The organism is Streptomyces sp. 35G-GA-8, from assembly GCF_023534745.1.
Taxonomy (GTDB): domain Bacteria; phylum Actinomycetota; class Actinomycetes; order Streptomycetales; family Streptomycetaceae; genus Streptomyces.
Genome location: NZ_JAMHJQ010000007.1, coordinates 356128 through 383093 on the forward strand (window position 1 = coordinate 356128; position 26966 = coordinate 383093).

At 71.1% G+C, this 26966-nt stretch carries 26 protein-coding genes; 8 read left to right on the top strand and 18 right to left on the bottom strand.

The genetic code is table 11. From position 1 onward, the window contains the following. Positions 1 to 143 precede the first annotated feature (143 nt). The gene (gene bfr, locus M1203_RS18405) at positions 144 to 623 is read left to right on the top strand and encodes a bacterioferritin (RefSeq protein WP_249950817.1); all 480 of its coding nucleotides are present in this window, start codon (positions 144 to 146) and stop codon (positions 621 to 623) included. A 2-nt stretch (positions 624 to 625) separates the two neighbouring features. Here bfr and M1203_RS18410 read toward each other — a convergent pair whose 3' ends face one another. Together M1203_RS18410 and M1203_RS18415 are read right to left on the bottom strand one after the other, a co-directional pair. After that, a complete protein-coding gene (locus M1203_RS18410) occupies positions 626 to 892 on the bottom strand; it encodes a (2Fe-2S)-binding protein (RefSeq protein WP_249950818.1) in 267 nt (88 codons plus the stop codon). Between the two features lie 160 nt (positions 893 to 1052). Further along, entirely contained in the window at positions 1053 to 2405 is a 1353-nt protein-coding gene (locus M1203_RS18415; protein ID WP_249950819.1) for a class II 3-deoxy-7-phosphoheptulonate synthase, read from the bottom strand. A 273-nt stretch (positions 2406 to 2678) separates the two neighbouring features. Here M1203_RS18415 and M1203_RS18420 point away from each other — a divergent pair, with 273 nt between their 5' ends. Further along, complete coding sequence (locus M1203_RS18420) at positions 2679 to 4589, top strand: anthranilate synthase family protein (RefSeq protein WP_249950820.1); 1911 nt, start codon at positions 2679 to 2681, stop codon at positions 4587 to 4589. A gap of 96 nt (positions 4590 to 4685) precedes the next feature. Here M1203_RS18420 and M1203_RS18425 read toward each other — a convergent pair whose 3' ends face one another. The 4 genes from M1203_RS18425 to M1203_RS18440 all read right to left on the bottom strand — a co-directional run bounded on the left by M1203_RS18425 (position 4686) and on the right by M1203_RS18440 (position 8508). After that, positions 4686 to 5714, bottom strand: coding sequence for a 6-phosphofructokinase (locus M1203_RS18425; protein WP_249950821.1), 1029 nt, complete (start codon positions 5712 to 5714; stop codon positions 4686 to 4688). 145 nt (positions 5715 to 5859) lie between these two features. Beyond that, the gene (locus tag M1203_RS18430) at positions 5860 to 6534 is read right to left on the bottom strand and encodes a response regulator transcription factor (RefSeq protein WP_249950822.1); all 675 of its coding nucleotides are present in this window, start codon (positions 6532 to 6534) and stop codon (positions 5860 to 5862) included. Next, positions 6531 to 7712: a MacS family sensor histidine kinase gene (gene macS / locus M1203_RS18435; RefSeq protein ID WP_249950823.1), complete on the bottom strand. Its 1182-nt coding sequence runs from the start codon at positions 7710 to 7712 to the stop codon at positions 6531 to 6533. The genes M1203_RS18430 and macS overlap by 4 nt, the downstream gene beginning before the upstream one ends. A gap of 82 nt (positions 7713 to 7794) precedes the next feature. Next, positions 7795 to 8508: a 1-acyl-sn-glycerol-3-phosphate acyltransferase gene (locus M1203_RS18440; RefSeq protein WP_249950824.1), complete on the bottom strand. Its 714-nt coding sequence runs from the start codon at positions 8506 to 8508 to the stop codon at positions 7795 to 7797. 148 nt (positions 8509 to 8656) lie between these two features. Between M1203_RS18440 and M1203_RS18445 the strand changes: the two genes are divergently transcribed. Continuing rightward, positions 8657 to 9436: a carboxylesterase gene (locus tag M1203_RS18445; RefSeq protein WP_249950825.1), complete on the top strand. Its 780-nt coding sequence runs from the start codon at positions 8657 to 8659 to the stop codon at positions 9434 to 9436. Continuing rightward, positions 9429 to 10082, top strand: coding sequence for a hypothetical protein (locus M1203_RS18450; RefSeq protein WP_249950826.1), 654 nt, complete (start codon positions 9429 to 9431; stop codon positions 10080 to 10082). Before M1203_RS18445 ends, M1203_RS18450 begins: the two co-directional genes overlap by 8 nt. A 27-nt stretch (positions 10083 to 10109) precedes the next feature. Here M1203_RS18450 and M1203_RS18455 read toward each other — a convergent pair whose 3' ends face one another. The 6 genes from M1203_RS18455 to M1203_RS18480 all read right to left on the bottom strand — a co-directional run bounded on the left by M1203_RS18455 (position 10110) and on the right by M1203_RS18480 (position 15061). Beyond that, positions 10110 to 10862 (bottom strand): endonuclease/exonuclease/phosphatase family protein, encoded by a 753-nt coding sequence (locus M1203_RS18455; RefSeq protein ID WP_249950827.1) that lies wholly within the window; start codon positions 10860 to 10862, stop codon positions 10110 to 10112. 122 nt (positions 10863 to 10984) lie between these two features. After that, positions 10985 to 11926, bottom strand: coding sequence for an ROK family glucokinase (locus M1203_RS18460; RefSeq protein WP_249950828.1), 942 nt, complete (start codon positions 11924 to 11926; stop codon positions 10985 to 10987). Between the two features lie 102 nt (positions 11927 to 12028). Continuing rightward, positions 12029 to 12499 (bottom strand): DUF5304 domain-containing protein, encoded by a 471-nt coding sequence (locus M1203_RS18465; RefSeq protein WP_249950829.1) that lies wholly within the window; start codon positions 12497 to 12499, stop codon positions 12029 to 12031. Positions 12500 to 12588: 89 nt separating this feature from the next. Continuing rightward, positions 12589 to 13770, bottom strand: coding sequence for an ArsA family ATPase (locus tag M1203_RS18470; protein ID WP_249950830.1), 1182 nt, complete (start codon positions 13768 to 13770; stop codon positions 12589 to 12591). A gap of 5 nt (positions 13771 to 13775) precedes the next feature. Beyond that, a complete protein-coding gene (locus M1203_RS18475) occupies positions 13776 to 14219 on the bottom strand; it encodes an SRPBCC family protein (RefSeq protein ID WP_249950831.1) in 444 nt (147 codons plus the stop codon). 74 nt (positions 14220 to 14293) lie between these two features. Then, the gene (locus tag M1203_RS18480; protein WP_249950939.1) at positions 14294 to 15061 is read right to left on the bottom strand and encodes a metallophosphoesterase; all 768 of its coding nucleotides are present in this window, start codon (positions 15059 to 15061) and stop codon (positions 14294 to 14296) included. A gap of 287 nt (positions 15062 to 15348) precedes the next feature. On the opposite strand from M1203_RS18480, the gene M1203_RS18485 reads away from it, so the two are divergent. Further along, a complete protein-coding gene (locus tag M1203_RS18485) occupies positions 15349 to 17145 on the top strand; it encodes a long-chain fatty acid--CoA ligase (protein ID WP_249950832.1) in 1797 nt (598 codons plus the stop codon). 527 nt (positions 17146 to 17672) lie between these two features. Here the strand turns inward: M1203_RS18485 and M1203_RS18490 are convergent. Further along, the gene (locus M1203_RS18490) at positions 17673 to 18827 is read right to left on the bottom strand and encodes a glycosyltransferase family 4 protein (protein ID WP_249950833.1); all 1155 of its coding nucleotides are present in this window, start codon (positions 18825 to 18827) and stop codon (positions 17673 to 17675) included. 113 nt (positions 18828 to 18940) lie between these two features. On the opposite strand from M1203_RS18490, the gene M1203_RS18495 reads away from it, so the two are divergent. Beyond that, positions 18941 to 20191 carry a glycosyltransferase family 87 protein gene (locus M1203_RS18495; protein WP_249950940.1) on the top strand — a complete coding sequence of 417 codons (1251 nt, stop codon included), beginning with the start codon at positions 18941 to 18943 and terminating at the stop codon, positions 20189 to 20191. Here the strand turns inward: M1203_RS18495 and M1203_RS18500 are convergent. The 5 genes from M1203_RS18500 to M1203_RS18520 all read right to left on the bottom strand — a co-directional run bounded on the left by M1203_RS18500 (position 20148) and on the right by M1203_RS18520 (position 25747). After that, positions 20148 to 21398 carry a hypothetical protein gene (locus tag M1203_RS18500; protein WP_374403320.1) on the bottom strand — a complete coding sequence of 417 codons (1251 nt, stop codon included), beginning with the start codon at positions 21396 to 21398 and terminating at the stop codon, positions 20148 to 20150. The two genes, M1203_RS18495 and M1203_RS18500, sit on opposite strands and share 44 nt — an antisense overlap. A 39-nt stretch (positions 21399 to 21437) precedes the next feature. Next, a complete protein-coding gene (locus M1203_RS18505) occupies positions 21438 to 22472 on the bottom strand; it encodes a C40 family peptidase (protein ID WP_249950834.1) in 1035 nt (344 codons plus the stop codon). A gap of 232 nt (positions 22473 to 22704) precedes the next feature. After that, positions 22705 to 23742: an NlpC/P60 family protein gene (locus M1203_RS18510; RefSeq protein ID WP_249950835.1), complete on the bottom strand. Its 1038-nt coding sequence runs from the start codon at positions 23740 to 23742 to the stop codon at positions 22705 to 22707. A gap of 360 nt (positions 23743 to 24102) precedes the next feature. Beyond that, positions 24103 to 25467: an NYN domain-containing protein gene (locus M1203_RS18515; RefSeq protein WP_249950836.1), complete on the bottom strand. Its 1365-nt coding sequence runs from the start codon at positions 25465 to 25467 to the stop codon at positions 24103 to 24105. 37 nt (positions 25468 to 25504) lie between these two features. Next, entirely contained in the window at positions 25505 to 25747 is a 243-nt protein-coding gene (locus M1203_RS18520) for a hypothetical protein (protein ID WP_249950837.1), read from the bottom strand. 205 nt (positions 25748 to 25952) lie between these two features. On the opposite strand from M1203_RS18520, the gene M1203_RS18525 reads away from it, so the two are divergent. After that, positions 25953 to 26663, top strand: a complete 711-nt coding sequence (locus M1203_RS18525; protein ID WP_249950838.1) for a rhomboid family intramembrane serine protease — start codon at positions 25953 to 25955, stop codon at positions 26661 to 26663. Next, entirely contained in the window at positions 26660 to 26941 is a 282-nt protein-coding gene (locus tag M1203_RS18530) for an Lrp/AsnC ligand binding domain-containing protein (protein WP_249950839.1), read from the top strand. The genes M1203_RS18525 and M1203_RS18530 overlap by 4 nt, the downstream gene beginning before the upstream one ends. Positions 26942 to 26966: the final 25 nt, after the last annotated feature.

The window sequence follows — 26966 nt, forward strand, 5'->3', positions numbered from 1 at the left end:
GACAGACCGCGAGGGGTGGTCATGACCAGGTTCGGAACCAATCGGGCAAGCCATGCTAAGCATGCACTTACTGGACGGCCCCCGGTGGCGGTGCGAGGATGCGCGCATTCTGCCCCGTCACATGCCTGGAAGGAGCCTCTGCGATGCAGGGCGACCCCGAGGTCATCGAATTCCTCAATGAGCAGCTGACCGCCGAACTGACCGCCATCAATCAATACTTCCTGCACAGCAAAATGCAGGAGAACAACGGGTGGTACAAGCTCGCGAAATACACCCGGGCCGAGTCGTTCGACGAGATGAGGCATGCCGAGCTGCTCACCGACCGGCTGCTCTTTCTGGAGGGGTTGCCGAACTACCAGCGGCTTTTCCATGTGCGGGTCGGGCAGACGGTGACCGAGATGTTCCGGGCGGACCTGGAGATCGAGGTGGAGGCCGTCGACCGGCTGAAACGCGGAATCGAAGTCATGCGGAGCAAAGCCGATCACACCTCGAAGCGGATCTTCGAAACGATCCTCAAGGACGAGGAACATCACATCGACTATCTCGAAACCCAGCTGGAGCTGATCGAGAAGCTGGGTGAGCCGCTGTATATCTCCCAGCAGATCGAGCAGCCCGACAGCTAGCGCTAGGCGGCGTTCCGCAGCGCGGGCGGGGCCGTGCTCTCCGCCGCGTCGAGTTCCACGAGTGCGGGAGCGCCCTGGTCGAGCAGCTCGCGGCGGGGGCAGCCGCCACGGCCCAGCAGGGACTGGATACGGCGTACGCACGATCCGCAGTCGGTGCCGGCCTTGCTGACCGACGCTATCTGGCGGGGTGTGCACGCCCCGGCGGCCGCGTGTTCCTTCACCTGTGTCTCGGTGATGCCGAAGCAGGAGCAGACGTACACGCGGTTCACCTCCCGGGGGGTTCGCTGGTTCGGGCCACCCCGCATTCGAGGTGAGGCTAACCTAACCTTACCTGCCACCCCCGCAACGCAAAAGCCCGGACAAGACCGATGGGGCACGGATCACATCGATCCGTGCCCCATCGTGGCGTTTCGGTCCGCCGCGGCGTTCCTACTGGTCGCGGTACATCTCGGCGACCAGGAAGGCCAGGTCGAGCGACTGGCTGCGGTTGAGTCGCGGGTCGCAGGCCGTCTCGTAGCGCTGGTGCAGATCGTCGACGAAGATCTCGTCGCCGCCGCCCACGCACTCGGTGACATCGTCGCCGGTCAGCTCCACATGGATACCGCCCGGGTGGGTGCCGAGGCCCTTGTGGACCTCGAAGAAGCCCTTGACCTCGTCGAGCACATCGTCGAAGCGGCGGGTCTTGTGGCCGGAGGCCGCCTCGAAGGTGTTGCCGTGCATCGGGTCGGTCACCCACGCCACCGTCGCACCGGAGGCCGTGACCTTCTCGACCAGTTCGGGGAGCTTGTCCCTGACCTTGTCGGCGCCCATGCGGACGATGAAGGTCAGCCGGCCGGGCTCGCGGTCGGGGTCGAGCCGGTCGATGTAGGTGAGCGCCTCGTCGACCGTCGTCGTCGGACCGAGCTTGATCCCGATCGGGTTGTTGATCTTCGAGGCGAACTCGATGTGCGCGCCGTCCAGCTGGCGGGTGCGCTCACCGATCCAGACCATGTGGCCGGAGACGTCGTACAGCCGGCCGGTACGGGAGTCGATCCGGGTCAGCGCCGACTCGTAGTCCAGCAGCAGCGCCTCGTGCGAGGAGAAGAACTCGACCGTGCGGAACTCCGCCGGGTCGGTGCCCGCGGCCTTCATGAAGTTCAGCGCGTTGTCGATCTCGCGGGCGAGCTGCTCGTAACGCTGGCCCGACGGGGACGACTTGACGAAGTCCTGGTTCCAGGCGTGGACCTGGCGCAGATCGGCGTAGCCGCCGGTGGTGAAGGCGCGGACCAGATTGAGCGTGGCGGCGGACGCGTGGTACATCCGCTTGAGCCGCTCGGGGTCCGGGATCCGGGCCTTCTCGTTGAACTCAAAACCGTTGACGGAGTCGCCGCGGTACGTCGGCAGCGTCACGCCGTCGCGCGTCTCGGTGCTCTTGGAGCGCGGCTTCGAGTACTGCCCGGCGATCCGGCCGACCTTCACCACCGGCACGGACGCCGCGTAGGTGAGGACGGCGCCCATCTGGAGAAGGGTCTTCAGCTTGTTGCGGATGTGATCGGCGGAGACGGCGTCGAACGCCTCGGCGCAGTCGCCGCCCTGGAGCAGGAACGCCTCGCCCTTGGCGACGGCTCCCATCCGGGCGCGCAGCTGGTCGCACTCGCCCGCGAAGACGAGCGGAGGATAGGACCTCAGCTCGGCCACGACCTCGCGCAGGGCTTCCTGGTCCGGATACTCCGGCTGCTGGGCAGCGGGAAGATCTTGCCAGGAGGGCACATGGGCGGCGGGGTTCTCAGCATTCACTGTCACGCGCTCCAGATTACGTGGTCGCGGGCCGTGGCACAGTCGGCGCTCACAGTATGGAACGCGGGGCTCGTGGGGTGGATGCGCTAAGGTGCCGCTCATGTTCGCGCATTCGCATCAGACCTGGTGGTGGACCGCTCGCTCGGCGGCCCACTGATTCACGCGCGCATACGAATCGCGAAGGCCGCCCGAGGGGCGGCCTTCAGTGTTTTCCGGGTCCGGGGTTCGGACCGGAGAAGCGGGCCGTTCCTCCCCCTCCACTCGGAAGGAACACCGCAGATGACCGACGGAACACCGCGGACGCTCGTCGCACGGCTCCTGGACGACGACTGCCCGCCCTTCGCCCTGCTCCGCCGCCGCACCCCCGGCCGTGACCACGGCGTCGTGGAGCTGCTGATCGGATCCGTGCACGAGGCCGACCGGCTGGCCGAGCTGCCTGACGGCGCCGTGCCCTCGCTCGCGCTGGTGCCGTTCCGGCAGATCAGGGAGCGCGGCTTCGACGTACGGGACGACGGGACCCCGCTGGCCGTGCTGGTCGCGGACGAGACCCACGAACTGCCCCTCGCGGAACTCCTCGCCCGGCTGCCCGCCCATGACGTACGGGTCGAGGACGGCGCGTTCGACATCGACGACGAGCGGTACGCGGAGATCGTACGGCGGGTGATCGAGGACGAGATCGGACAGGGCGAGGGCGCGAACTTCGTCATCCGGCGGACCTTCGAGGGCCGTGTCCCCGGTTTCGGGCGGGCCGACGCGCTCGCCCTGTTCCGGCGGCTGCTCGCCGGTGAGCGCGGCGCGTACTGGACATTCCTGGTCCACACCGGCGAACGCACCCTGGTCGGCGCCAGCCCCGAGGTCCATGTCCGGATGAGCGGCGGGACCGTCGTGATGAACCCGATCAGCGGGACCTTCCGCTATCCGCCGCAGGGCCCGTCCCCGGAAGCGCTGCTGGAGTTCCTGGGCGACCGCAAGGAGACGGAGGAGCTCTCCATGGTCGTCGACGAGGAGCTGAAGATGATGTGCGCCGTCGGCGACCGGGGCGGGGTGGTGATCGGCCCCCGGCTCAAGGAGATGGCCCATCTCGCGCACACCGAGTACGAGTTGCGCGGCCGGTCGTCGCTCGATGTGCGCGAGGTGCTGAAGGAGACGATGTTCGCGGCGACGGTCACCGGCTCGCCGGTGCAGAACGCCTGCCGGGTCATCGAACGCCATGAGGCCGGCGGGCGCGGCTACTACGGGGGCGCCCTCGCGCTCATCGGGCGGGACGCCGGCGGGGCTCGGACGCTCGACTCCCCCATCCTGATCCGTACCGCCGACATCGACCGCGACGGCGGGCTGCGGGTGCCGGTGGGGGCGACGCTCGTCCGGCATTCGCGCCCGGAGAGCGAGGTCGCCGAGACCCACGCCAAGGCGGCGGGGGTGCTGGCGGCCCTCGGCGTCCGGCCGGGCCGGCCGCGCGGGGAGTCCGCGCGGCCGCGGCTCGCCGACGACCCGAGGGTGCGGGCCGCGCTGGACGCGCGGCGCGCGGACCTCGCGCCGTTCTGGCTGCGGATGCGGACCGCGTCCGCGACGCTCACCGGGCACGCGCTGGTCGTCGACGGCGAGGACACCTTCACCACGATGCTGGCGCATGTGCTGCGCTCGTCCGGCCTGGAGGTGACGGTGCGGCGCTTCGACGAACCGGGGCTGCGCGAGGGTGTGCTCGGGCACGGGGGGCCGGTGGTGCTGGGGCCGGGACCGGGCGATCCGGGGGATATGGCGGATCCCAAGATGCGGTTGCTGCGGAGGCTGGCGGCCGACCTGATCCGGGGGCGGCGGAACGGGCTGCTCGGGGTCTGCCTCGGCCATGAGCTGATCGCGGCCGAGCTGGGCCTGGAGACCGTACGCAAGCGCGTCCCGTACCAGGGCGCGCAGACCCGGATCGACCTGTTCGGCCGGGAGGAGACGGTCGGCTTCTACAACAGCTTCACCGCGCGGTGCGACGACGCGGCGGCGCGGGAGCTGGCGGCGCACGGGGTGGAGGTGAGCCGGGACGCGGTGAGCGGGGAGGTGTACGGGCTGAGGGGCGGTGGGTTCGCCTCGGTGCAGTTCCATCCGGAGTCGGTGCTGACGCTGAACGGTCCGGAACTGGTGGCGGGGCTGCTCTCGGGGGCGATGGCCCTCGGGCGGGGGGTCGTCGACGTGGGGTGAGGTGAGGTGAGGTGGGGGCCGTGGTCGTCGTGGGACGCGACCACGGCCCCCGGAAGCGAACGGCGCTCAGCAGAACGGGGATCAGCCGGACGGGGATCAGCCGAAGAAGACGCCGGCCTCTTCGTACAGCTCCGGCCTGACCGTTTTGAGCCGGGCCGTGGCCTCGGCGATCGGGACGCGGACGATGTCGGTGCCGCGCAGGGCGACCATCTTGCCGTAGTCGCCGTCGCGTACCGCCTCGATCGCGTGCAGACCGAAGCGGGTGGCCAGCCAGCGGTCGAAGGCGCTCGGGGTGCCACCCCGCTGTACGTGGCCGAGCACCGTCGTCCTGGCCTCCTTGCCGGTGCGCCGCTCGATCTCCTTGGCCAGCCATTCGCCGATGCCCGACAGCCGGACATGGCCGAAGGAGTCCAGCGTGCCGTCCTTGAGGACCAGATCGCCGTCCTTCGGCATCGCGCCCTCCGCGACGACGACGATCGGGGCGTACGAGGCCTTGAACCGGGAGGTCACCCAGGCGCAGACCTGGTCGACGTCGAAGCGCTGCTCCGGTATGAGGATGACGTTCGCGCCGCCGGCCAGACCCGAGTGCAGGGCGATCCAGCCGGCGTGACGGCCCATCACCTCGCAGACCAGGACCCGCATATGGGATTCGGCGGTGGTGTGCAGCCGGTCGATCGCCTCGGTGGCGATGCCGACGGCGGTGTCGAAGCCGAAGGTGTAGTCGGTGGCCGAGAGGTCGTTGTCGATCGTCTTGGGTACGCCGACGCAGGGGATGCCGTGGGTGTCGGAGAGCTCGGCCGCCACCCCGAGGGTGTCCTCGCCGCCGATCACGATCAGCGCGTCGACGCGGTGCGCGGCAAGGGTCTCCCTGATGCGCTGGACGCCGTCCTCGGCCTTGAGCGGGTTGGTGCGTGAGGAGCCGAGTATGGTGCCGCCGCGAGGCAGGATGCCGCGCACCACGGGGATGTCGAGCCGTAGGGTGTCGTCGTCCAGCGGTCCTCGCCAGCCGTCCCTGAACCCCGTGAATTCGTAGCCGTATTCCTGGACACCCTTGCGTACGATGCCGCGGATGACCGCGTTGAGCCCGGGACAGTCGCCGCCCCCGGTCAGTACTCCGACGCGCATGGAAAACACTCCCCTTCGCCATCGATCGGGTACCCGGGCCACAGGAAGGGTGACTCAGGTCACTCCGGCATGGTGCGCAGGGTCATTTGCGTTGCACCAGAGGGCGGATGGAGGCTTCTGGGGTGATTCTTCGGGGGCGGGCGGCTCAGATGTCGTCGAGGCCGCGTTCGATGGCGTAGCGCACCAGCTCGACGCGGTTGTGGAGCTGGAGCTTGCCGAGGGTGTTCTGCACATGGTTCTGCACGGTGCGGTGCGAGATGACCAGGCGTTCGGCGATCTGTTTGTACGAGAGGCCCTTGGCGACCAGCCGCAGCACTTCGGTCTCGCGCTCGGTCAGTTCCGGCGCCTTGGGCTCGTCGGGGGCGGCGGGCGCGGGCTCGGAGGCGAGTCTGCGGTACTCGCCGAGCACCAGGCCCGCGAGGCCCGGGGTGAAGACCGGGTCGCCGACGGCGGTGCGGTGCACGGCGTCGATCAGGTCTTCCGTACGGGCCGACTTGAGCAGATAGCCGGTGGCGCCCGACTTCACCGCCTCCAGGACATCGGCGTGCTCACCGCTGGCGGAGAGCACCAGGACGCGGAGTCCGGGATGGGAGCCGACCAGCTCCTTGCAGACCTGAACGCCCGGCATTCCGGGCAGATTGAGGTCGAGCACGAGCACCCGCGGCATGGTGGCCTTCGCGCGGCGCACCGCCTGGGGGCCGTCCTCGGCGGTCGCTACCACCTCGAAGCCGGCCGCCTCCAGATCGCGGGCGACGGCGTCACGCCACATCGGGTGGTCGTCGACCACCATCACCCTGATCGGGTCCGTCTGTTCGCTCATCGCCGTGTCTCTCCCCGTGGAACCTTCAACTCGACTTCCGTGCCCTGTCCCGGCACCGAGATCAGCTCGGCCGTACCGCCCAGGTCCCGCAGCCGGCCACGGATCGAGAGGGCGACGCCGAGCCGGCCCTCCCCCTCCGCCTGGGCGAGCCGGCCCTCCGGGATGCCGGGGCCGTCGTCCCGTACGGTCACGATCACTTCGTCCGGCCACTCCTCGACCAGGATCCAGGCGTGGGCGTCGGTGCCCGCGTGTCTCCGGACATTGTCCAGGGCGGCACTGACAGCCGCCGCCAGTTCCTTGGCGGCGGCCGGCGCAAGCAGTACCGGAGCGCCCGGTTCCGAGAAGGTGATCCGCGAACCGGCGTACGGCGCGAGGAGCGTGCGCAGGTCGCACGGCTCGTCGTCCTCCACCGCCGTAGGGACCACCGGGTCCTGGGCCGCGCGGGAGGCGGGGACCAGACCGCTGGAGACCAGGGTGCGCAGGGCTATCTCCTGCTCCCCCGCCAGCCTGCCCAGTTCGGCGGCCTCACCGCCCAGCGCCGTACCGCGCCGCTGCACCATCGCGAGCACCTGGAGGACGCTGTCGTGGATGTCACGGGCCAGCCGCTCGCGCTCGCGGGTCGCGGCCTCGATCTCCAGGGCGCGGGCGAGGGTACGTTCGGAGGCGCGGGCCACCTCGACGACGTAACCGATGGCGATGGAGGCGACCCAGACGAGCAGGACATTGTGGAGGGTGTCCCGGCTGGGGTGCGCGCGCTCGACGAGGTTGGCGACGGCGACGACCGAGGAGGCGACCGCCGCCCAGCGCCAGCCGCCCTTGATGGCGAAGGCGAGGACCGCGCCCGCGGCCCATATCGAGGGCAGGGTGGGGCCGTCGACCTGCTGGGCGTGGGTGTCGGCGAGCGGCGTGAGCAGGATGCCGGTGACCGCGACGGTCAGATCGGCGACCAGGAAGCGCTTGGTGCAGCTGGCGGCGTTCGCCACTCTGGGCAGGGTGGCGAGGGTCCATACGGCCAGGAACGCGAGGAACCAGGCGGCGATCCAGGGGCGTTCGAACCGCTCGCGCTGGAAGAGGAAGATCAGGACCGCGTACACCATGGTCAGTACGCGGTACGCGGTCAGCGCACGCCACAGCGGCTGCTCCACGGACATCCGTACGACGCGCTCGCGCCTGGCCACTCGCCCCCCTGTGTGTTGCTCCGCGGCCCGTTCACCGCCGGCTCGCACCCGGCCTGTACGGCTCACCCTCCGCCGGTACGGCTCACTCCCCGCCGGTGTCCGCCGCCTTCGCCGCTTCGGCGAGTTGGCGCTTGGCCGCCGTCGCGTAGATGTCGACATACTCCTGGCCCGAGAGCTTCATGATCTCGTACATCACCTGGTCGGTGACCGACCGCAGGATGAACCGGTCGCCCTCCATGCCCTGATAGCGGGTGAAGTCCAGCGGCTCGCCGATCCTGATCCCCGGGCGCATCAGCTTCGGGACGACCTTGCCGGGCGGCTGGATCTTCTCCGTGTCGATCATGGCGACCGGGATGACCGGGGCGCCGGAGGCGAGCGCCACGCGCGCGAGGCCGCCGGGCTTGCCGCGGTAGAGACGGCCGTCGGGCGAGCGGGTGCCCTCCGGGTAGATACCGAAGAGTTCACCGTTCGCCAGGACCTTGATGCCGCTCTGGATCGCGGCCTCGCCCGCGCCGCGCGCGCCCGAGCGGTCCACCGGCAGCTGTCCCACGCCCTTGAAGAACGCGGCGGTGAGCTTGCCCTTCACCCCGGGCGAGGTGAAGTACTCGGCCTTGGCGATGAAGGTGACCTTGCGGTCGAGCACCGCCGGGAGGAAGAACGAGTCGGAGAACGAGAGATGGTTGCTCGCGAGGATCGCCGGACCGTCGGCGGGAATGTTCTCCAGACCCTCCACCCAGGGCCTGAAGGCAAGCTTCAGCGACCCTCCGATGGAGAACTTCATGGCGCCGTAGATCAACTCGAATGCCTCCTGTGTGCTGTCGCACCGACCTTAACCCGTGGGGCCCCCGCGCTCTCCTTCATGGGTGCCCGACGGATCTGGTCGGTGTCGGTCCGGTCGCGTACGGTGAAGTACAGTTTCCGATCCTCACGAACAGGAGTACCCGGTGCCGGTCCTTCCTGGAGCCGAGCCGTACCGCCATGAGGGCGGTGAGGTCGGCGTCCTTCTCTGTCACGGATTCACCGGCTCCCCACAGTCGCTGCGCCCCTGGGCCGGGTATCTGGCCGAGCGCGGGCTGACCGTCTCGCTGCCGCTGCTGCCCGGGCACGGCACGCGCTGGCAGGACATGCAGGTCACCGGCTGGCAGGACTGGTACGCGGAGGTGGACCGGGCGCTGCGGGAGCTGCTGGAGCGGTGCGCCCAGGTCTTTGTCCTCGGGCTGTCGATGGGCGGGGCGCTGGCCCTGCGGCTGGCGGCCAAGCACGGCTCGGAGGTCAGCGGGGTCGTGGTGGTCAACCCCGGGATCAAGGTGCACGGAGCGGCGGCGTACGCGCTGCCGGTGATCCGTCATCTGGTTCCGACGACCAAGGGGCTGACGAGCGATATCGCCAAGGAGGGGGCGCGGGAGCTGGGTTACGACCGGGTGCCGCTGCACGCCGCGTACTCGCTGCGGAATTTCTTCCGGCTGGTGGACACGGCGCTGCCGCAGGTCACCCAGCCGTTGCTGGTGCTGCACAGCCCTCAGGACCATGTGGTGCCGCCCGCCGACTCGGCCAGGATCCTGTCCCGGGTCTCGTCGGTGGATGTCCGTGAGGTCCTGCTGGAACAGAGCTACCACGTGGCGACGTTGGACTATGACGCGGAGCGGATTTTCGAGGAGAGTCACGCGTTCATCGGCCGGCTCGCTCCGAGTGTCGGGAAGAAGGGGAGCACCACCGGTGGCTGAGCATGACGCGGACCGCGAGCCGCAGCCGATCGACGAGGACGCGGCCTGGGCGGCGATCGTGGCCGGGTACGGCGAGGAGCCGGCGGATCCGCCGGGCGCCAAGCCGTTCAAGTCGGTTGACGATCAGGCCCTGCTGGAGAGCGAACGGAACAGTACGGCCCCGGAGGCCGGGCCGGAGGCGGGGGCCGCGAGTGCGGCGGAGGCTCCGGCCCCGGACAAGACGCTGAGCAAGCCCCCCGAGAAGAAGCCGGAGCAGCGGGCCGAGAAGGAGCCGGATCCGGACGCCGAGGACGGACAGCCCAGGCTGGGCGGTTCGGTGATCTTCGCGCCCGGCGTCGGCGGGCCGCGCGACTACCAGCTGGCCGAGCCGAAGGAGGACGACCTCGACGAGAGCGACGAGGGCCATTTCGTGCCCCCGGAGCCGCCGCCGCTGCCGGAGTCCGACACGACGGCCAGATTCGCCTGGCTCGGGGTGATCGGCGGCCCGGTGCTGATGCTGATCGCCGTCCTGTTGCGGTGGGACATGACGTGGTGGCTGACCACGCTCTGCGTCGGCGGCTTCCTGGGCGGTTTCGTCACGTTGGTGGCGCGGATGAAGCCCGACGACGACGAGAGCGACGACCCGGGGCGCGGCGCGGTGGTCTGACGGGACCGGTCCCGGGGGCGGGGCGGATCAGGACGCCGGTACGCGCAGGGCGGCCAGCACCGGAAGGTGATCCGTCGCCGCCCTCAGGTCGGCCTCGTCGAGGCCGGGCAGATCACGTGGCACGCCGCAGCCGAGCACGTCGATGCCGCCGGTGGCGAAGATCGCGTCAATGCGCTGGCGCGGGTGCTCGGCGGGCGAGGTGTACTCGTCCCCCCAGGGCGCGACGGCCCGGCAGTCCTGGAGTTCCCCGGCGAGCAGCCGGAAACTACGGCCGGTGGGGCGGTCGTTGAGGTCCCCGGCGACGATCGTGTGCGGCACGTCCATGGTCTTGAGCCGGTCGAGCACCATCCCCGCCTGCGCGTGGCGTTCCTCGTCCCGGAGGCTCAGATGGCAGCTGAGCAGACCGATCCGGGCGCCCCCGATCCGTACCACCGCCGTCGCGAATCCCCGCCGGTGGAGCCCCGGGGTGAGCGGCAGCAGGATGTCCTCGGTCCGCTCGACCGTGGCACGCAGGGAGCAGAGCAGCAGCGGTCCCGCCGCGGTGGCGCCGCCGCTCAGCACCACGAGACCGGTGTGCCTCGCCAGCCAGGCCGCGCGTTTGCGCCAGCGGAAGAACCGCGGTGCCTCCTGGACGAAGACCAGATCGGGCGCACAGGCCCTGATCACCCGGGCCAGCGCCTCGTTGTCGTCGCGCAGGGATCGGATGTTGTAGCTGAGCGCCCTGATCACCGCCGAACCATCCGGCTCGGTACGGGAGTCGGGCAGCGTGGGCATCGCCATGCCGCCAAGATATCGGCAGGCGGGACGGCCGTGAGCGCCGACACCGCCCGCCAGGACATGACGGCGCCCGCCGCACCGACGACGCGGTGACGGCGGGCGCGATCGCCTGAGGCCCCGTCCGATCAGCCCTGCCTGGCCAGGTCCGCGGCTCCCACGAGCCCTGCCTCGCCGCCCAGTTGGGCCGCGAGCACCTGGGCGTGCGGGCGCCACTCGCCACCGATCAGCCAGCGCCGGAAGGACTTGCGGATCGGGTCGAGGACCAACTCGCCCTCGTCCGACACCCCGCCGCCGACGATGAACGCGGACGGGTCGAAGAGCGAGGCCAGATCGGCGAGCCCGGCACCCGCCCAACGGGCCAGCTCACGGAAGGAGTCGATGGCGACGGGGTCACCGGCGCGGGCCGCCGCGCTGATGTGCCTGCCCTCGATGCCCTCCGGGGTGCCGTCGCCGAGACCGAGCAGCGTCCCGGCGTTCTCCGGCGTGGCGTTGGCGCGCTGCCTGGCGTACCGGACGAGAGCACGCCCTGACGCGTACTGCTCCCAGCAGCCCTGGCTGCCGCAACCGCACAGCAGCCCGTCGGGCACGACCCGGATGTGCCCGAACTCGGCGGCCACACCGAAGCGTCCGCGGCGCAGCTTGTTGCCGATGATGATGCCGCCGCCGAGCCCCGTGCCGAGCGTGATGCAGATGACGTCGTCATGGCCCTGCCCGGCACCGAAGCGGTACTCGCCCCAGGCCGCGGCGTTGGCGTCGTTCTCCACGACGACCGGCAGTCCGACCCGCTGCTCGACCTTGTCCTTGAGCGGTTCGTGACGCCAGTTGATGTTCGGCGCGAAGAGGACGGTCGCGCGCTTGTCGTCCACGTAACCGGCGGCGCCGATGCCGACGGCCTCGATCTCATGCCCCTCGCCGGCACCGGAGACCGCGGCGCAGATCGCGTCCACGATGCCTTCGGCGGTCGGCGGAGTGGGTACTTTGTGTGTTTCCAGGATGGTGCCCTCTTCGTCGACCACGCCGGCCGCGATCTTCGTGCCGCCGATGTCGACGCCGATGGTGAGTCCCATGTGTCCCTCAGTTTTCGGTCGAGCCCCGCTAATCCCAACCGTACCCGAGGGCGGGCCCGGGACCGGCCGCTGCGGCCCTGGCCAACGCTGTCGGTCCGGTGGTCAGTCCAGGTCGATCCGGCCGTCCGGACCAGGTCCTTCGTCCCTCGGGTCGGTGGGATCGCCCGCCTTCTCGGTCTCCCGTGCGGCGCCGGTGGACGGAGGCGTCCCCTGGGTCCAGCGGGCTTCCTGGGACTCGACGGCGGAGCGGTAGGCGGCGAGCAGTTCGTTGCCCGCGGCGGCGAGATGGTCGAAGACTCCGGGGTTGCGCTCGATGACCGGCTCGACGGCCGCCTTGGCCTGGTTGATGAACTGCTGAACGGCGCCCTGCGCGGCCACGCCGAACAGCGGGCCCGGCAGCGCGGAGACCTTGTCGGCGACGGCGTCGACCAGCTTGCGCAGTTCCTCGGCGGCCGAGCCTGGCCCCGGTCCGTAGGTGGCGCGACGGCGCGCCTTCTCGGCCTCCAGGTCCTCGGCGCATGCCGTGGCCCAGGCGTCCGAGTCGGCGGCGGGGCGCTCGGTGGCATCGCTCATGCGGCACTCCTGCGTCAGAGACAGGGTCTTCCGCCACGGGCAGCGGAAGGGTTCGTACCTTCGACGGTACCCGAACGCCGGTACGTCGTTCAGTGTGCGCGCGGCCACAGTGCGGGGTCGGGGGTGAATCTCACGCGCAGCACGCCGTCCTTGAGTGCCGCGCCGGTGACGGTGCAGCGGCGCAGCGCGGACGGCAGCGGAACGATTCGGCGGAACGTGCCGACGGTGAGCAGGAGTTCATCGTCCCTGCGTACCAGCGCGAGTTCGCTCTTGACCGCTCCGGGCAGTGGCAGGCACCAGACGAGCAGGTTCTCCTCGGCGAGCCGGTCCTCGACCGGCCAGGGGTCCTCGGCGGGGCTTTCGGCGCCGCCTTCCGGCACGCTGCCGAGAAGGGCGAGATCGTCGGGACCGCGCGGGTCCCGGCCCAGATGGGCCACCGGGTGGACGGGCGTCCCGGCCGGCCATTCCTCGTGCCACTCGTCCAGGCACTTGCGCTGCTGGGCGACGAGCGTCGCGAGCCAGGGGTCCGCGGCGTCGCCTGGCAGTATCCGGTTGGGTACGAGCGTGTCGACGCGCAGTCCGTACAGCGCGATCGCGGCGCGGGCGGCGCGCAGGGCCTCGGCCGCCGCGGGCCCCGGCTCGGCGACCAGCCGCAGGGTCGTGGCGGGGTCCTCGACGAGCGACTGGACGGCGGCCAGCTCGTCGTCCCACCGCGCGGCCGTCTCGTACAGCCACTGCGCGGGCATCGGTATCCCGGCGAGCTGGGCCATCACCGGGCGCAGCGCGCGGGCGGCCTGCCGCTCCTGGGGCAGCAGACGGCGCAGATAGCGGCGCAGTTGCTCGGGCAGCGCGAGCAGGGCCAGGGCGTCGCGCAGCGGCGGCAGGTCGACGACGAGGACGTCCCAGTCGCCGGTCGCGGCCCGGCGCAGGGCGTGCAGCAGGGCGGACTGTTCGCTGCCCGGCAGTTCGGTGAGTTCCTCACCGGCCAGCTTGCGGGCTCCGAGCAGGTCCAGCAGGGTGGCCGCCCGCTCCTGGAAGGCGAGTGTCTCCGTACGGAAGTACGCGCCGGAGTCGACGCGCGCGGCCCACAGGCCGTCCCGTACCGGAGCGGGGGCGTCCGGCGGACCGGCCGGCGTGCCGAGGAGATCGCCGAGCGGGTCGGCGGAGAGCAGCAGGACACGTACGCCGGGCCGGGCGGCGGCGAGCGCGGTGGCGGCGGCGATGGTCGTACGGCCCGCCCCGCCGGGGCCGGTGACAAGGACCGTACGCATCGGCGTCAGGCTCCGGGGGCGGATTCGACGCGCTTCTTGAGACCCGCGAGGGCCCGGTCGATGATGACCTTCTCGGCCTTGCGCTTGATCATCCCGAGCATGGGGATCTTGACGTCGACGGTCAGCCGGTAGGTGACCTCGGTGCCGGAGCCGGCCGGCGCCAGCAGATACGAGCCGTCGAGGGCGCGCAGCATCTGGGACTTCACCAGCGTCCAGCTGACCTCGTTGTCGCCGGTCCAGGTGTAGGCGAGGGTGTGGTCGTCCTTGATCGCTCCGGCGTCCAGCACCAGCCTGACCTGCTCGGCACGGCCCCGGCTGTCGGTGGCCAGCACCTCGGCCTCCTTCACCTCGCCGGTCCACTCGGGGTAGCGGTCGAAGTCGGCGATCACGCCCATGACGTCGGCCGGTGCCGCCTCGATCGTGATGCTCGAACTGGTGTGTTCCGCCATCGCCGTGCTCCTCCGGTGCTGGGGCTGTCCCGGCTTCTGGATATGTGTGGTGCAGGCTATCGCGAGTGCGCCGGTCACCATTCCATGGCCCACGGCCGCCCCGTCGACGCGAAGTGCCCCACGTTCACGCACTCCGTGGCGCCGATACGCATCCGGCGGGCCAGCGGCTGATGGACATGCCCGAACAGGGAGTACCGGGGCCTCGTCCGGCGGATGGCGTCCAGCAGCGCGGTGCTGCCGCGCTCGAAGCGGCGGGCGACCGTGTCGTACGTCAGCTCGGGCACGTCCGGCGGAATGTGCGAGCACAGCACATCCACCTCACCGAGCGCCTCGACCTTGGCCGCGTACTCCTCGTCGGAGATCTCGTACGGGGTGCTCATGGGGGTACGCAGCCCGCCGCCGACGAAGCCGAAGACCCGCCCGCCCAGCTCCACCCGCTCACCGTCCAGCAGGGTGGTGCCCGGCCGCGCGTACTCCGGCCAGAGGCCCGGGATATCGACATTGCCGTAGGTCGCGTACGTCGGGGTGGGGAACGCCGCGAACAACTCGGCGTACTGGCGCCGCACACCCTGCTCGATCGCGGCCTTCGGGTCGAGCCCGAGCCCCGCCCACAGCTCCCGGCCGAACTCCCGTGCCTCGTCGAAGCGGCGCGCGGTCCTCAGCGCGACGATCCGGTCGGCGTTCTCGACCCCGAAGAGGTCGGGGAAGATACCGCGCGAATGGTCCGCGTAGTCCAGGAAGAGGACGAGGTCACCGAGACAGATCAGGGCGTCGGCGCCGTCGCCCGCCGTCGCGAGATCCCGCCCGTTCCCATGGACATCACTGATCACATTGACTCGCATGCCTCGCATGCCGATCACCCTAGAACCCCGATTCCGCCCTCGGTAGAGGGGCCGGACCTGCGGTTCCTTCCGTGGTGTGGGAGGTGTGGACTACTCTGCGCGAAGTACCGCACAGCACGTGTGACGCACGGAACATCTGGCCGGGACCCTCTATCGGTACGTCCGTACCGATGGGTAACGTCCGGGCAGTCCAGTTGTGCTCGCCCCGATGGAGCACCTGCCCGATCTTGGACCGCAGCCGACGCGCACAAAGCCGTGGCGCCGGCGCCCGATGAGGAGCAGCAGTCTTGCGCGAGTTCAGCCTTCCGGCCCTGTACGAGGTCCCCACGGACGGCAACCTGACGGATCTCATCCGCCGCAATGCCGCGCAACACCCCGATGTCGCGGTCCTCGGCCGCAAGGTGGCCGGCGCCTGGACGGATGTCACCGCCACCCAGTTCCTCGCCGAGGTACGGGCCGCCGCCAAGGGCCTGATCGCGGCGGGCATCCAGCCCGGCGACCGGGTCGCGCTGATGTCCCGTACCCGCTTCGAATGGGTACAGCTCGACTTCGCGATCTGGAGCGCCGGCGGGGTCACCGTCCCGGTGTACGAGACCAGCTCGGCCGAGCAGGTGCAGTGGATGCTCGGTGACTCGGGCGCGGTCGCGGCGATCGTGGAGAGCCCGGAACACGCCGACAGGGTGGAGTCGGTACGGGACGGACTGCCCGGCCTGCGCAACGTCTGGCGGATCGACGACGGCGCGGTCGCGGAACTGACCGCCGCCGGCGCCGAGATCACGGACGCGACGGTCGACGAGCGCGCCGCGACCGCGAAGGCCGACGACCCGGCGACCATCGTCTACACCTCGGGCACCACCGGCCGCCCCAAGGGCTGTGTACTGACGCACCGCAGCTTCTTCGCGGAGTGCGGCAACGCGGTGGAACGCCTCAAACCCCTCTTCCGCACGGGCGAGTGCTCCGTACTGCTCTTCCTGCCCGCCGCGCATGTCTTCGGGCGGCTGGTCGAGGTGGCGGCCGTGATGGCGCCGATCAAGCTCGGCTGTCTGCCGGACATCAAGAACCTCACCGACGATCTGGCGACCTTCCGGCCGACGCTGATCCTCGGAGTCCCGCGCGTCTTCGAGAAGGTCTACAACTCCGCCCGCGCCAAGGCCCAGGCGGACGGCAAGGGCCGCATCTTCGACAAGGCCGCGCACACAGCCATCGCGTACAGCCGCGCGCTGTCCACCCCGCGGGGCCCGTCCCTCGGCCTGAGGATCCGCCACAAGATCTTCGACAAGCTCGTCTACGGCAAACTCCGCGCCGTCCTCGGCGGACGCGGCGAGTACGCGATCTCGGGCGGCGCCCCGCTGGGCGAGCGGCTGGGCCACTTCTACCGGGGCATCGGCTTCACGGTGCTTGAGGGCTACGGCCTCACCGAATCCTGCGCGGCCACCACCTTCAACCCGTGGGACCGGCAGAAGATCGGCACGGTCGGCCAGCCCCTGCCGGGCTCGGTCGTCCGGATCGCCGACGACGGCGAGGTCCTTCTCCACGGCGAGCACCTGTTCACGGGCTACTGGAACAACCCCGAGGCGACCGCCGAGGCCCTGGCCGACGGCTGGTTCCACACCGGCGACATCGGCACGCTCGACGAGGACGGCTATCTCGCCATCACCGGCCGCAAGAAGGAGATCCTGGTCACCGCGGGCGGCAAGAACGTGGCCCCGGCCGTGATCGAGGACCGCATCAGGGCGCACGCGCTGGTGGCGGAGTGCATGGTCGTCGGCGACGGCCGCCCGTTCGTGGGCGCGCTGATCACCCTGGACGAGGAGTTCCTGACCCGCTGGGCCAAGGACCACGGCAAACCGTCCGACGCGACAGCGGCGACGCTGCGCCAGGACCCGGAACTGCTGGCGGAGGTGCAGCGGGCGGTGGACGAGGGGAACGCGGCGGTGTCGAAGGCGGAGTCGGTACGGAAGTTCCGGGTACTGACGCGGCAGTTCACGGAGGAGGCGGGTCATATCACGCCGTCGCTGAAGCTGAAGCGGAATGTGGTGGCGAAGGACTTCGCCGACGAAATCGAAGCGATTTATCGGGCGTAGTCGCGGTGCGTTTCGGCTGAGGCCGGTGGTGCGGTGCGGGTTGTTGCCGGGTGGCGCTCCGGGCTCGCATCCGGGACTGCATGATTTACGGCGCGCAGCTGCCCAGACGATGGTTCGGGCGGTCACGCGCCACAAATCACGCTCTACGTCCCGGACACGACCCCTGCGCGCCCCCCTTCACCGCCCGCACAAGCGACCCGGCCGTGCGCGAGGGCGGGCGGGGGAGGCGGCGGCACCCTCCCGCACCAGCCCACCCACCCCCAGCCGGAACGGGGAATGGCCGGGACCACCGGGCCGCACCCGCCCCCCACCCCACCGAGTCGGCGCCTGGTGACGACCACCGGGGGAGGGGGTCGGGGTCGTAGGAGGTGCGTGTCCGGACACTAGAGCGTGATTTGTGGCGCGCGGACGCCCGAACCAACGACAGGCCAGCTGCGCGCCGTAAATCATGCCGTCCGGACATGCACCTCCGGAGACCCCGGCCCCCGGCCGACAACGACGAGACCGCACCCCGCGCAACGCACCCGCTAAAGCAGGGACCGAAGACGCGACGCCAGCAAGTCCCAGCGCCACCTCTCCTCCACCCACTCCCGCCCCCGCTCCCCCATCCGCCGCCTCAGCTCCCCGTCCCGCAGCAGCGCCACCACCCGCTCCGCCGTCTCCGCCGACGCCACCGCACGCGGCCCCCCGCGTACCACCCACCCCGTCTCCCCCTCCAGCACCGCGTCCGGCGCCCCGCCCGAGTCACCCGCGATCACCGGCAGCCCCGTCGCCGACGCCTCCAGGTAGACGATGCCCAGGCCCTCGACGTCGAGCCCGCCGCGCCGGGTGCGGCACGGCATCGCGAAGACGTCGCCCGCGCCGAAGTGGGCGGGCAGCTCCGACCAGGGGACGGCGCCGGTGAAACGTACCGAGGCGGCCACCCCCGTGTCCGCCGCCAGCTTCCGCAGTGCCCCCTCGTACGGCCCGCCGCCCACGATCAGCAGCACGGTGTCCGGCACCTGCGCCAGGATCGCGGGCAGCGCCTGGATCAGGGTGTCCTGGCCCTTGCGCGGGACCAGCCGGGAGACACAGACCACGACGGGCCGGTCCGCGAGGCCGAGCCGTTCGCGGACGGCCTGGCCGCCCGAGCCCGGGTGGAAGGTCTTCTCGTCGACGCCCGGCGGCAGTTGCACCATGCGCGCGGCGGCCTCGGGAGTGAGCGCGGCGGCGATGCGCGAGCGGGTGTACTCACCGAGATAGGTGATCGTGTCCGTGCCCTCGCCGATGCGCCGCAGCAACTGGCGGGAGGCGGGCAGCTGGGCCCAGCCCGCCTCGTGGCCGTGCGTGGTGGCGACCAGGCGCCGGGCGCCGGCCGCGCGCAGGGCGGGGGCCATCAGACCGAGCGGGGCCGCCGCGCCGAACCAGACCGACTCGCAGCCGTGCTCGCGCAGCAGCCGCGTGGCTCTGCGGGTGACGCGCGGCGTCGGCAGCAGCATCGTCGTACGGTCGCGTACGACGGTGAACGGCTGCTCCGCGTCGAACGCCGCCGTCGCCTCCGCGCCCTCGCGCCCGCGCTTCCAGGTGGACGCGTAGACGACGAGCCGCTCGGGGTCCAGACGGAGCGCCATGTTGTGCAGGAACGCCTGGATGCCCCCCGGCCTGGGCGGAAAGTCATTGGTCACGATCAATGTCTTGTGCATCGCCGCAGACAGTACCCAACGCACCGGCGGCCCTGCCTCGTGGCTCCCGCACAGCAGCGCCCGGCATCATGACTCCCGCGATCATGTACGAGTCGGACGAGGATGAGGCGGTCATGGCGGGCGCGCACGGCAGGCGGTTCCCGGTCGCGGTGTGGGCCCTCACCAGGGCGGCGCTGCTGCTCTGTGTCTTCAAGGTCGTCACGCTGCCGGGGCCCGACGTCACCGGCGATGTCGCGGTGATCTACCAGGGCTGGTACGAGGTGCTGAAGACCGGCACCTATCCGCTGGACGATGTGACCTGGCAGTATCCGCCGGCGGCGGCGCTGGCGATCGTCTCGCCCGCGGTGCTGCCGTTCCTCGGCTACTCCTCCGCCTTCTTCGTGCTGGCGCTGCTCTGTGACGCGGCGGCCTTCGGTCTGCTGCTGTACGCGGGCCGGCGGACCGGCCGGTCACCGGGGGGCGCGTGGGTGTGGGTGGCGGGGGTGCCGCTGCTGGGTCCGACGGCGTACTCGCGCTACGACCTGATGGTGACGGCGGTGGCGATAGCGGCCCTGCTCGCCGGGGCGCGTCGGCCACGGCTGCTGGGGGCGCTCGCCGGGTTCGGCGCGCTGCTGAAGGTGTGGCCGGTGCTGCTGCTGGTGGGCACCCCGCGCGGCCGGGCCACCCGGCGGTCCTGGGCGACGGCCGCGGCGGTGGGGGCCCTGCTGATCGTGGTCTGTTCGGCCGCGATGCCCGGGGCGCTGGCGTTCCTCACCTTCCAGCGCGACCGGGGCACCGAGATCGAGTCGCTGGGCGCGATGGTCTTCCAGGTGGCGAGGCATTACGGCTGGAACGGGAGCGTGCTGCTCAACTACGGGTCGGTGGAGTTCGTCGGGCCGTATGTCCCGCTGGTCAGCAATGCCGCGCTGGCGCTGACCGTCCTGTCCTTCGGCTGGCTGCTGGTGTGGCGGCTGAGGGCGCGGGCGTTCGGCGCGGGCACGCTGTACGACGCCGCGTTCGCCGCCGTACTGCTGTTCACCACCACGAGCCGGGTGATCAGCCCGCAGTACATGCTCTGGCTGGTCGGTCTGGCGGCCGTCTGTCTGACGCTGCGGGCGAGCCGGATGTCCCTGCCCGCGTGGCTGGTGGTGGCCGCGACCGCGGTGACGCTGCTCGAATTCCCGCTGCTGTTCTCGCATGTGGTGGCCGGCGACCCGGTGGGTGTCCTGCTGCTCGCCCTACGGAACGGGCTGCTGGTCGCGGCGACCCTGACCGCGTGTGCGCGGCTGTGGCGGGACACGGTCCCGGGGCCCCGGCGGCGCGACCGGGACGCGTCGGCGCTCAGGCCAGACGCTGACGGGCAAAGTCGCGCCAACGTGCCGTGAGGTCGTCCGGCGTGGTGGAGAGCACGTCCTGCGCCGCCTTCTCCACCGCTCCTTCGCGACCCGGGTGCGCGCCCACGGCCCGGTAGAAGTCGATCAGCCGCCGCTCGCCCCAGTCCCGGGCGATCAGTTCGCAGGCCAGCCAGCCGCCCTCATAGGAACGGGCCAGCCGCTCGGCGTCGCCGCCGAAGGCGAAGTCCTCGTCGGAGGGCAGTTGGGCGGGGGTCTCCCCGCGGCGGACGGCGCGCTGGAGTTCGGGGGCGATCTCGCCCGCCGTCCGGTCCGTGCCCCGGTACGCGACCCAGTCGGCGAAGCCCTCCGAGAGCCAGGCCGGAGTGGCGGCCGAGGTGGTGGCCCGGGTCGCGACATGGGTGGTCTCGTGGGTGAGGACGATCCGCTGTCCGTAGCTGCTCAGGTCGCCGTACGCCTCGGGGTTCACCACGATCCGGTCGGCCGGCGCCGCGCCCGGGGAGCCGACCTCGCCGGTGGTGACCGCCGCGATGCCGCGGTATCCGGCCGCCGGCGCCTTCAGGAGCCCGGCCATGGACTCCAGGGAGTCCGGTACGAGCAGGACCACCCGGCGTGCCCAGGGGCCCGGCCAGGCGTCGTCCACGGCGGGTACGGCCCGGTCGGCGGCGGCCGCGATCCCGCGCAGCCGCGCGGCGGCTGCCTCGCCCGCCCCGACGCCGAGGACGAGACTGTGGTCGCCGTGTACGGCCCGTACCTCGCCCTGCTGCCAGAGCTGTGGGCCGCCGCCCGCGCCCGGCCGGTCATCGGTCACGTACCAGCGTCCGCCGCTCTCCTCCAGCGCCAGCGTGCGGGGCGTGGCGACCGGCGCGGTGTCGTAGCCGGCGATCCGGTAGCGCAGTTCGGCCTGGACGGTGGCCCGGTCGCCGGAGCGTTCGATGCCGGTGAGGCGGTACGTCCAGGAGCCGAGCGGCACGTCCGCGAGGTTCTCGAACTCCTCGCGCGCGGTGGCGCGCAGGGTCCGCGCGGAGGGGGCGAGGACGGCGAGATACGCGTCCTCGTCCCGGTCCATCACGGCCGCGGCCCGCCGCTGAAGGGTCCGGCCGATCGCGTCGGTGGCGGTGTCGGGGGCCTTCTCGGGGGCCGTACAGCCCGCCGCCAGCAGCAGCGCGACGAGCCACGGCACGGCCTTACGTCCCCACGCGCCGTGCCGTCCTGCCGCCGTACGCGCCGGACCTGCCACGTCGCCGATCGTACGGGGTGGCCGGCGGGCCGGTCCCGATCAGACGCGCGTGACCGACGAGACCGGCATCATGCCGACCGGGTCGTAGCGCACCGAGGCCCCGGGGTAGGGGGCGTGGATCACCTGGCCGTTGCCCACGTACATGCCGATGTGGCTGGCGTCGTCGCGGTAGGCCACGAGGTCACCGGGGCGCGCGGCGGAGAGCGGGACCTGCCGGCCCGCGTACCGCTGTGCCTGGGAGGTGCGCGGCAGTCCGACCCCCGCCTGCGCGTACGACCACTGGGTGAGTCCCGAACAGTCGAAGCCCGAGGGCCCGTTGGCGCCCCAGACGTAGGGCCGGCCTACCGCGTTGCGGGCGGCGCTCACCGCCGCCGCGGCGTGCCCCGAGGCGGGTACGCCGCCGGAGAGCGCGGAGCCCTCGCCGCGGTCGGAGCGGGAGGCCCGGTCGTAGGAGTCGCGGTCGGCGGTGGGCAGCGAGTCGAGCAGCCGCCGCGCCTCGGTGAGTTTGCGTTCGACGGTGCGCTTGTGCCGGGATACGGCGGCCCTGCTGCGCTCCAGTTCGGTGAGGTCCTGGGCGGCTTCCATGCGCACCTGTCCCAGCCTCCGCTGGGCCTGCTGGAGTTCCCTCAGGGTGCCGGACTGGCGGGCGCCGACCCGGTCCAGGACGGAGGCCTTGTCGAGATAGCTGTCGGGGTCGGAGGAGAGCAGCAGGGCGAGGGCCGGGTCGATACCGCCCGAGCGGTACTGCGCGCCGGCGAGTGAACCGAGCGCTCCGCGCATCGTGTTGACGCGTTCCTGGCCGCGGGCGGCGCTGTCCTGCGCGTGCTCGACCAGGCCGCGCAGCCGTCCCACCTGTTCGCTCGCCTTGTTGTACAACTCGGTGGCCCTCTCGGCCTGTTCGTACAGCTGGTCGACCTTGGCGCGGGTGGCCTCCGGCGTCTGCTGCGGGTCGGCGCCCGCGGGGGCGGCTCCGAGCGCCGCCGCGGCGGTGGCCGCCGCGGCGGACACTGCGATGGCGCTGCCGCGGGCGCCGAGGCCCAGACCGGGCTGTGAGGGGCGGCGATGGGACACCACAGGAAGCCGCACTTCCTTCCGCTGTACGCACTGACGCAGCCCCTGCCGCCCGACGGGCGGACCGCTGGCCGGAGCTGCGCGCAGCAGACAGTAGCCGTGCGACCACGGAGCGACCAACGACCGCCCCGCGCACACAAAACGGCGCCCCACCGGAGACCACAAGGTCATCGATGGGGCGCGGCGTCAGCGTGCGTAGCGGGAATTCGCCCGAATGGGCGGGTGTCAGGGGCCGTCAGGCGATCCGGACACCGAACTGGAACGGCATGTTGTTGATGGACTCGTAGCGCACGTTGGCGCCGGGCTTGGGGGCGTGCAGCACCTGGCCGTTGCCCGCGTAGAAGCCGACGTGGTGCAGGTCGCCGTAGAAGATGACCAGGTCGCCCTGCTTGAGCTGGCTCATCCCGAGGCGCGTACCGGCGTTGGCCTGGGCCTGGGAGGTACGGGGTATGGCGGCGCCGGCCTGCGCGAAGGCCCAGGAGGTCAGTCCGGAGCAGTCGAACGAGCTGGGGCCGCTCGCGCCGTAGACGTACGGGGTGCCGATCTTGCTCTGGGCGGCGGCGAACGCGGCGGCGGCGAGCTGCGAGGAGGAGCCGACGTTGCCGAGGTCGGCGCGCGAGGAGGTGCCGCCGTCGCGGCTGGCGCGGGACTCCTCCTCCTGGGCGAGGGCCTGACGCTCCTGCGCGGTCAGCGTGTTGAGCAGCTTCTGTGCCTCGGCGAGCTTCGCGCGGACCTCGTCCTTCTTCTCGCCGAGCTGCTTGCGGGTCTCCGCGAGGTCCTTGACCTTGCCCTGGGCCTCCTGGCGCTGCTGCGCGAGGGTCCGCTGCTTGGACTGGATCTGCTGGAGCGTGTCGGCCTGCTTGGCGCTCACCTGGTCGAGCGTGGACGCCTTCTCCAGGTAGCTGTCCGGGTCCGAGGAGAGGAACAGCTGCACGGCCGGGTCGATGCCGCCGGTGCGGTACTGGGCGCTGGCCATCGAACCGAGGCCGTCGCGCAGGTCGTTCAGCTCGTCCTGGCCGCGGGCGACCTTGTCCTGGAGTGCGTCGACCTGCTTTTCGAGCTTGCCCTGCGCCTCCTTGGCCCCGTTGTACTTCTCGGTGGCCTTCTCGGCGTCCTCGTAGAGCTTGTCGACCTTCTCCTTGACGTCTTCCTTGCTCGGCTTCGGGGCGGCGTTCGCGGCCTGGGCGCTGAGAGCGACGGCAGCGGCGGCGGTGACGGTGAGCACGGTCACACGGGCGCGGCTCGGCTGCTTGGGTCGACGGTGGGACGCCACGGAGGCGAGCTCCTTCTTCCTCAGCCGCCTACCGGGCCATGGGGGACGCGAAGTCCCGGCTTCCTGCGTCCACCCCTCCAGCGAACTGGACCGAACCGGGCTGAACTACACGAAATCGGCGGTTCCTTCGCTGCCACCCCGGATGGATGATCAACCGCGCGAAGGTTCGAGGCCTGACCTTAGTGACCTACTTGTGATCACTTCAAATCCTTCCAGGGAAAAACTCAGTCGACACGCACATAATTTACCGACACCACACAGGCAGTCATGGACATTTGACGCTGCGCTGCGACACCAAGCGATCAATTCGGTCATTGTTCGCATGACTTGACCAGTGCCGCGATCAGGGCGCGACCGGCATCAGACGCGCGAAAGCCGCTTCAGCAGCAAGGCGGACGCGACCGGCCTGGCACCGGCCCTGGCGACCCCGTCCGCGACCTCCCGGTCGGTGGAGACGACCACCACGGGCCGGCCCGGCGGCTCCGCCCTGACGAGCTGGCGGATCAACTCGTCCGCCGTCACACCCGGTTTCGAGAACAGCACCCGCACCCCGCGCGGCGGGGCGAGCAGCACCGGCGCCGCCAGCTCGGCGCCGTCGAAGACACAGGTCACCTCGGCGCCCGTCTGCGCCGCGAGCATGGCGAGCCCGCCCAGCAGCCGCAGCCGCTGCTTCTCCAGCGGCATCGTCGGATAGCCGGTCTTGGTGACGTTGTAGCCGTCCACGATCAGATGCGCCTGCGGCAGCGCGAGCAACTGGTCGAGCAGCGCGGGATCGGTCTCGGAGAGCGCGCGGGCCGCCACGTCCTTGGGAGACATCCGGCCGGGCTCCACCGCGTCGACCATGTCCGCGGGACGGGCTGCGGCGGGCGGCAGCGCCAGCTCACGGCGCAGCCCCTGCGCCGACTCCAGCACCGTGTCCAGCAGCAGCCGCAGCCGCATGTCCTCCACCGAACGGCCCTCGCGGGCGGCCCGGCGGCTCGCCTCGACGGCCGCCTCCGCCTCACCGAGACGCGCCCTGATCCGGCGCGTCTCGCTCTCCGCGGCGGAGATCTGCGCCGCGGACTCGGCCCGGAACGCCTCGGACTCCGCGTGCGCGCGGCGCAGCGCGGCCTCGCCCCGCTTCACATCGCTGTGGGCGCTGCGCAGCTTGCGATGGAGCGATTCGGACTCCTTGCGGGCCGCCTCCAGCTCCGTACGCAGCCGTTCGGTCTCGCTCTTGGTCAGCGCCCTGGCGACGGCCAGCTCCTCGCGCAGCCGCTCCAGCTCACGCCGGGTCTCCGCACCGGCCCGCTCGGCGTCCGCCCGCTGGGCCTCCTCGCCCGCGGCGGCCACCAGCTTCACCCACCCGGGCGGTCTGAGGACATACGCGGCGGCGGCGACATCGACGGGATCGGCGGCGGCCGGTGGCGAGCCGGCCTCCAGAGCCGCGGCCAGTTCGGGCTGAGCCTGGCCGATCCGCTCCCCGATCCGCTGGCGGAACACCGGGTCGCTCTCCAGGGCGGCGGCCATCGCGTTCCCCGCGAACTTCGCCCGCCTGTTCGGGGTGAACCGGGCGTACTGCCGCAATTGCGCCGGGAGTTCGGTGACGGTCAGCCCGCCGAAGGCGTCGGAGACCAGCGCGACGACCCGGCGCCGTACCCCGTCCGGGAGCGGGCGGTCGAGCGCCTCCGCGGCGTCACCGCCGGCCGCACCGGCCGGCTCAGCACCGCTCGCGGGCTGCTCCACGATCCGTCACCCCATCTACCCCTTTCGGGCGGCTCCCTCAGGAACCGGCCCCTGGCCTGTCCACCAGCTCGATCTGGTCCACGGCATTGCACCAACGGCACCGCACCGACTCGATGGTCTCACTGACCACCTCGCGCTCCTCGACCTTCGGCTCCCCGGCCAGGTCCAGATGGACGTACTCGACGGTCTTCGACGAGCGGGTCACATCGAAGCGCGTGAGATTGCCGCACAGCGTGCAGCGCCACCGGGTAGCGGCCGTCGGCTGGGGAACCGTCGTCATCGTCGCCGTCCTCTTTTCGCGATTTCCGCGGCTTCCGCGGTTTCCGTGGTCGCGTCGTCTCTCGTGCGCTGTCCCGCGGTGCGCCGTCGAAACGCGGAGATGCCGGACCACGCATGTGATGCCTGCAACCCTACGGCCTGGCGGCCACTCAAGGGGGCGGCGAGGCGCTCTGTACCAGTCGGTCCCGGTAGGCGATGCTCTGTCCATGATCAAGTGGCGGACGGCGGCCGACGGCCCAGTGGTGACCTATGGACTGATCGGCCTCTGCTGTCTGGTCTTCCTGGTCAGCCCGCTGTCGGGGTTCAATCCGGGATACGGCGAGGGGGACACGCTGCTCGCGACCCAGAGCGCGTACTTCGAACGGTGGGGCGTCATCCCCGTCAATCTGCTGCACGCCACCCCGTACGCCCTGCTCACCCCGCTGAGCGCGCTCTTCGTCCACGGCAGCTGGCTGCATCTGCTGGGCAACATGCTCTTTCTCTATGTCTTCGGGGCGATGGCCGAGGAGCGGATGGGCCGGGCGTGGTTCGCGCTCTTCTATCTCGCCGTCGGCTACTTCGCGCTGTTCGTGTACGCGGCGGCCAACGCCGACTCGGACCAGACGCTGGTGGGCGCCTCGGGCGCGATCTCGGGGGTGCTCGGCGCCTTCCTCTATCTCTTCCCCAGGGCCCGGGTCACCAGCCTCTTCCCGTTTCTGCTCTTCCTGCCGCTGCGCTTCCCCGCCTGGATCGTGCTGATCTTCTGGTTCGTGCTCCAGTGGGTGGCGGCGCACGGCGCGGGCTCCGGGCCCGGGGTCGCCTATCTCGCGCATCTGGTGGGGTTCGGTACGGGCTTCCTCTACGCCTGGGTGCGGTACTGGCGTACCGATAGAGTGAAAGACCAAACCGCGGCCACCGAGGGAGAACGCCAACCGTGATCACCGCGATCGTGCTCATCAAGACCAGCGTCGACCGGATCCCCGAGATCGCGGAGTCGATCGCGGCCCTCGACAACGTCAGCGAGGTCTTCTCGGTCACCGGTACGTACGACCTGATCGCCATGGTCCGGGTCCCCAAGCACGACGATCTGGCGGATGTGATCCCCGGCCGGATCAGCAAGATCGAGGGTGTCGAGGGCACGGACACGCATGTGGCGTTCCGTACGTACTCCCAGCACGACCTGGAAGCCGCCTTCGCCATCGGACTCGACGCGTAGGGTCCCTCGGTGCCGGCGCCGGCGG

Coding starts and splice junctions, on each gene's coding strand:
- M1203_RS18455 (WP_249950827.1), bottom strand. CDS start 10,862: ATGGCGATGCCCACGCTGCCCGACTCCCGTACCGAGCCGGATGGTTCG.
- M1203_RS18520 (WP_249950837.1), bottom strand. CDS start 25,747: ATGACGACGGTTCCCCAGCCGACGGCCGCTACCCGGTGGCGCTGCACG.
- M1203_RS18430 (WP_249950822.1), bottom strand. CDS start 6,534: ATGAGCGAACAGACGGACCCGATCAGGGTGATGGTGGTCGACGACCAC.
- M1203_RS18480 (WP_249950939.1), bottom strand. CDS start 15,061: ATGCGAGTCAATGTGATCAGTGATGTCCATGGGAACGGGCGGGATCTC.
- M1203_RS18425 (WP_249950821.1), bottom strand. CDS start 5,714: ATGCGCGTCGGAGTACTGACCGGGGGCGGCGACTGTCCCGGGCTCAAC.
- M1203_RS18475 (WP_249950831.1), bottom strand. CDS start 14,219: ATGGCGGAACACACCAGTTCGAGCATCACGATCGAGGCGGCACCGGCC.
- M1203_RS18495 (WP_249950940.1), top strand. CDS start 18,941: ATGGCGGGCGCGCACGGCAGGCGGTTCCCGGTCGCGGTGTGGGCCCTC.
- M1203_RS18465 (WP_249950829.1), bottom strand. CDS start 12,499: ATGAGCGATGCCACCGAGCGCCCCGCCGCCGACTCGGACGCCTGGGCC.
- M1203_RS18460 (WP_249950828.1), bottom strand. CDS start 11,926: ATGGGACTCACCATCGGCGTCGACATCGGCGGCACGAAGATCGCGGCC.
- M1203_RS18470 (WP_249950830.1), bottom strand. CDS start 13,770: ATGCGTACGGTCCTTGTCACCGGCCCCGGCGGGGCGGGCCGTACGACC.
- M1203_RS18420 (WP_249950820.1), top strand. CDS start 2,679: ATGACCGACGGAACACCGCGGACGCTCGTCGCACGGCTCCTGGACGAC.
- bfr (WP_249950817.1), top strand. CDS start 144: ATGCAGGGCGACCCCGAGGTCATCGAATTCCTCAATGAGCAGCTGACC.
- M1203_RS18525 (WP_249950838.1), top strand. CDS start 25,953: ATGATCAAGTGGCGGACGGCGGCCGACGGCCCAGTGGTGACCTATGGA.
- M1203_RS18490 (WP_249950833.1), bottom strand. CDS start 18,827: ATGCACAAGACATTGATCGTGACCAATGACTTTCCGCCCAGGCCGGGG.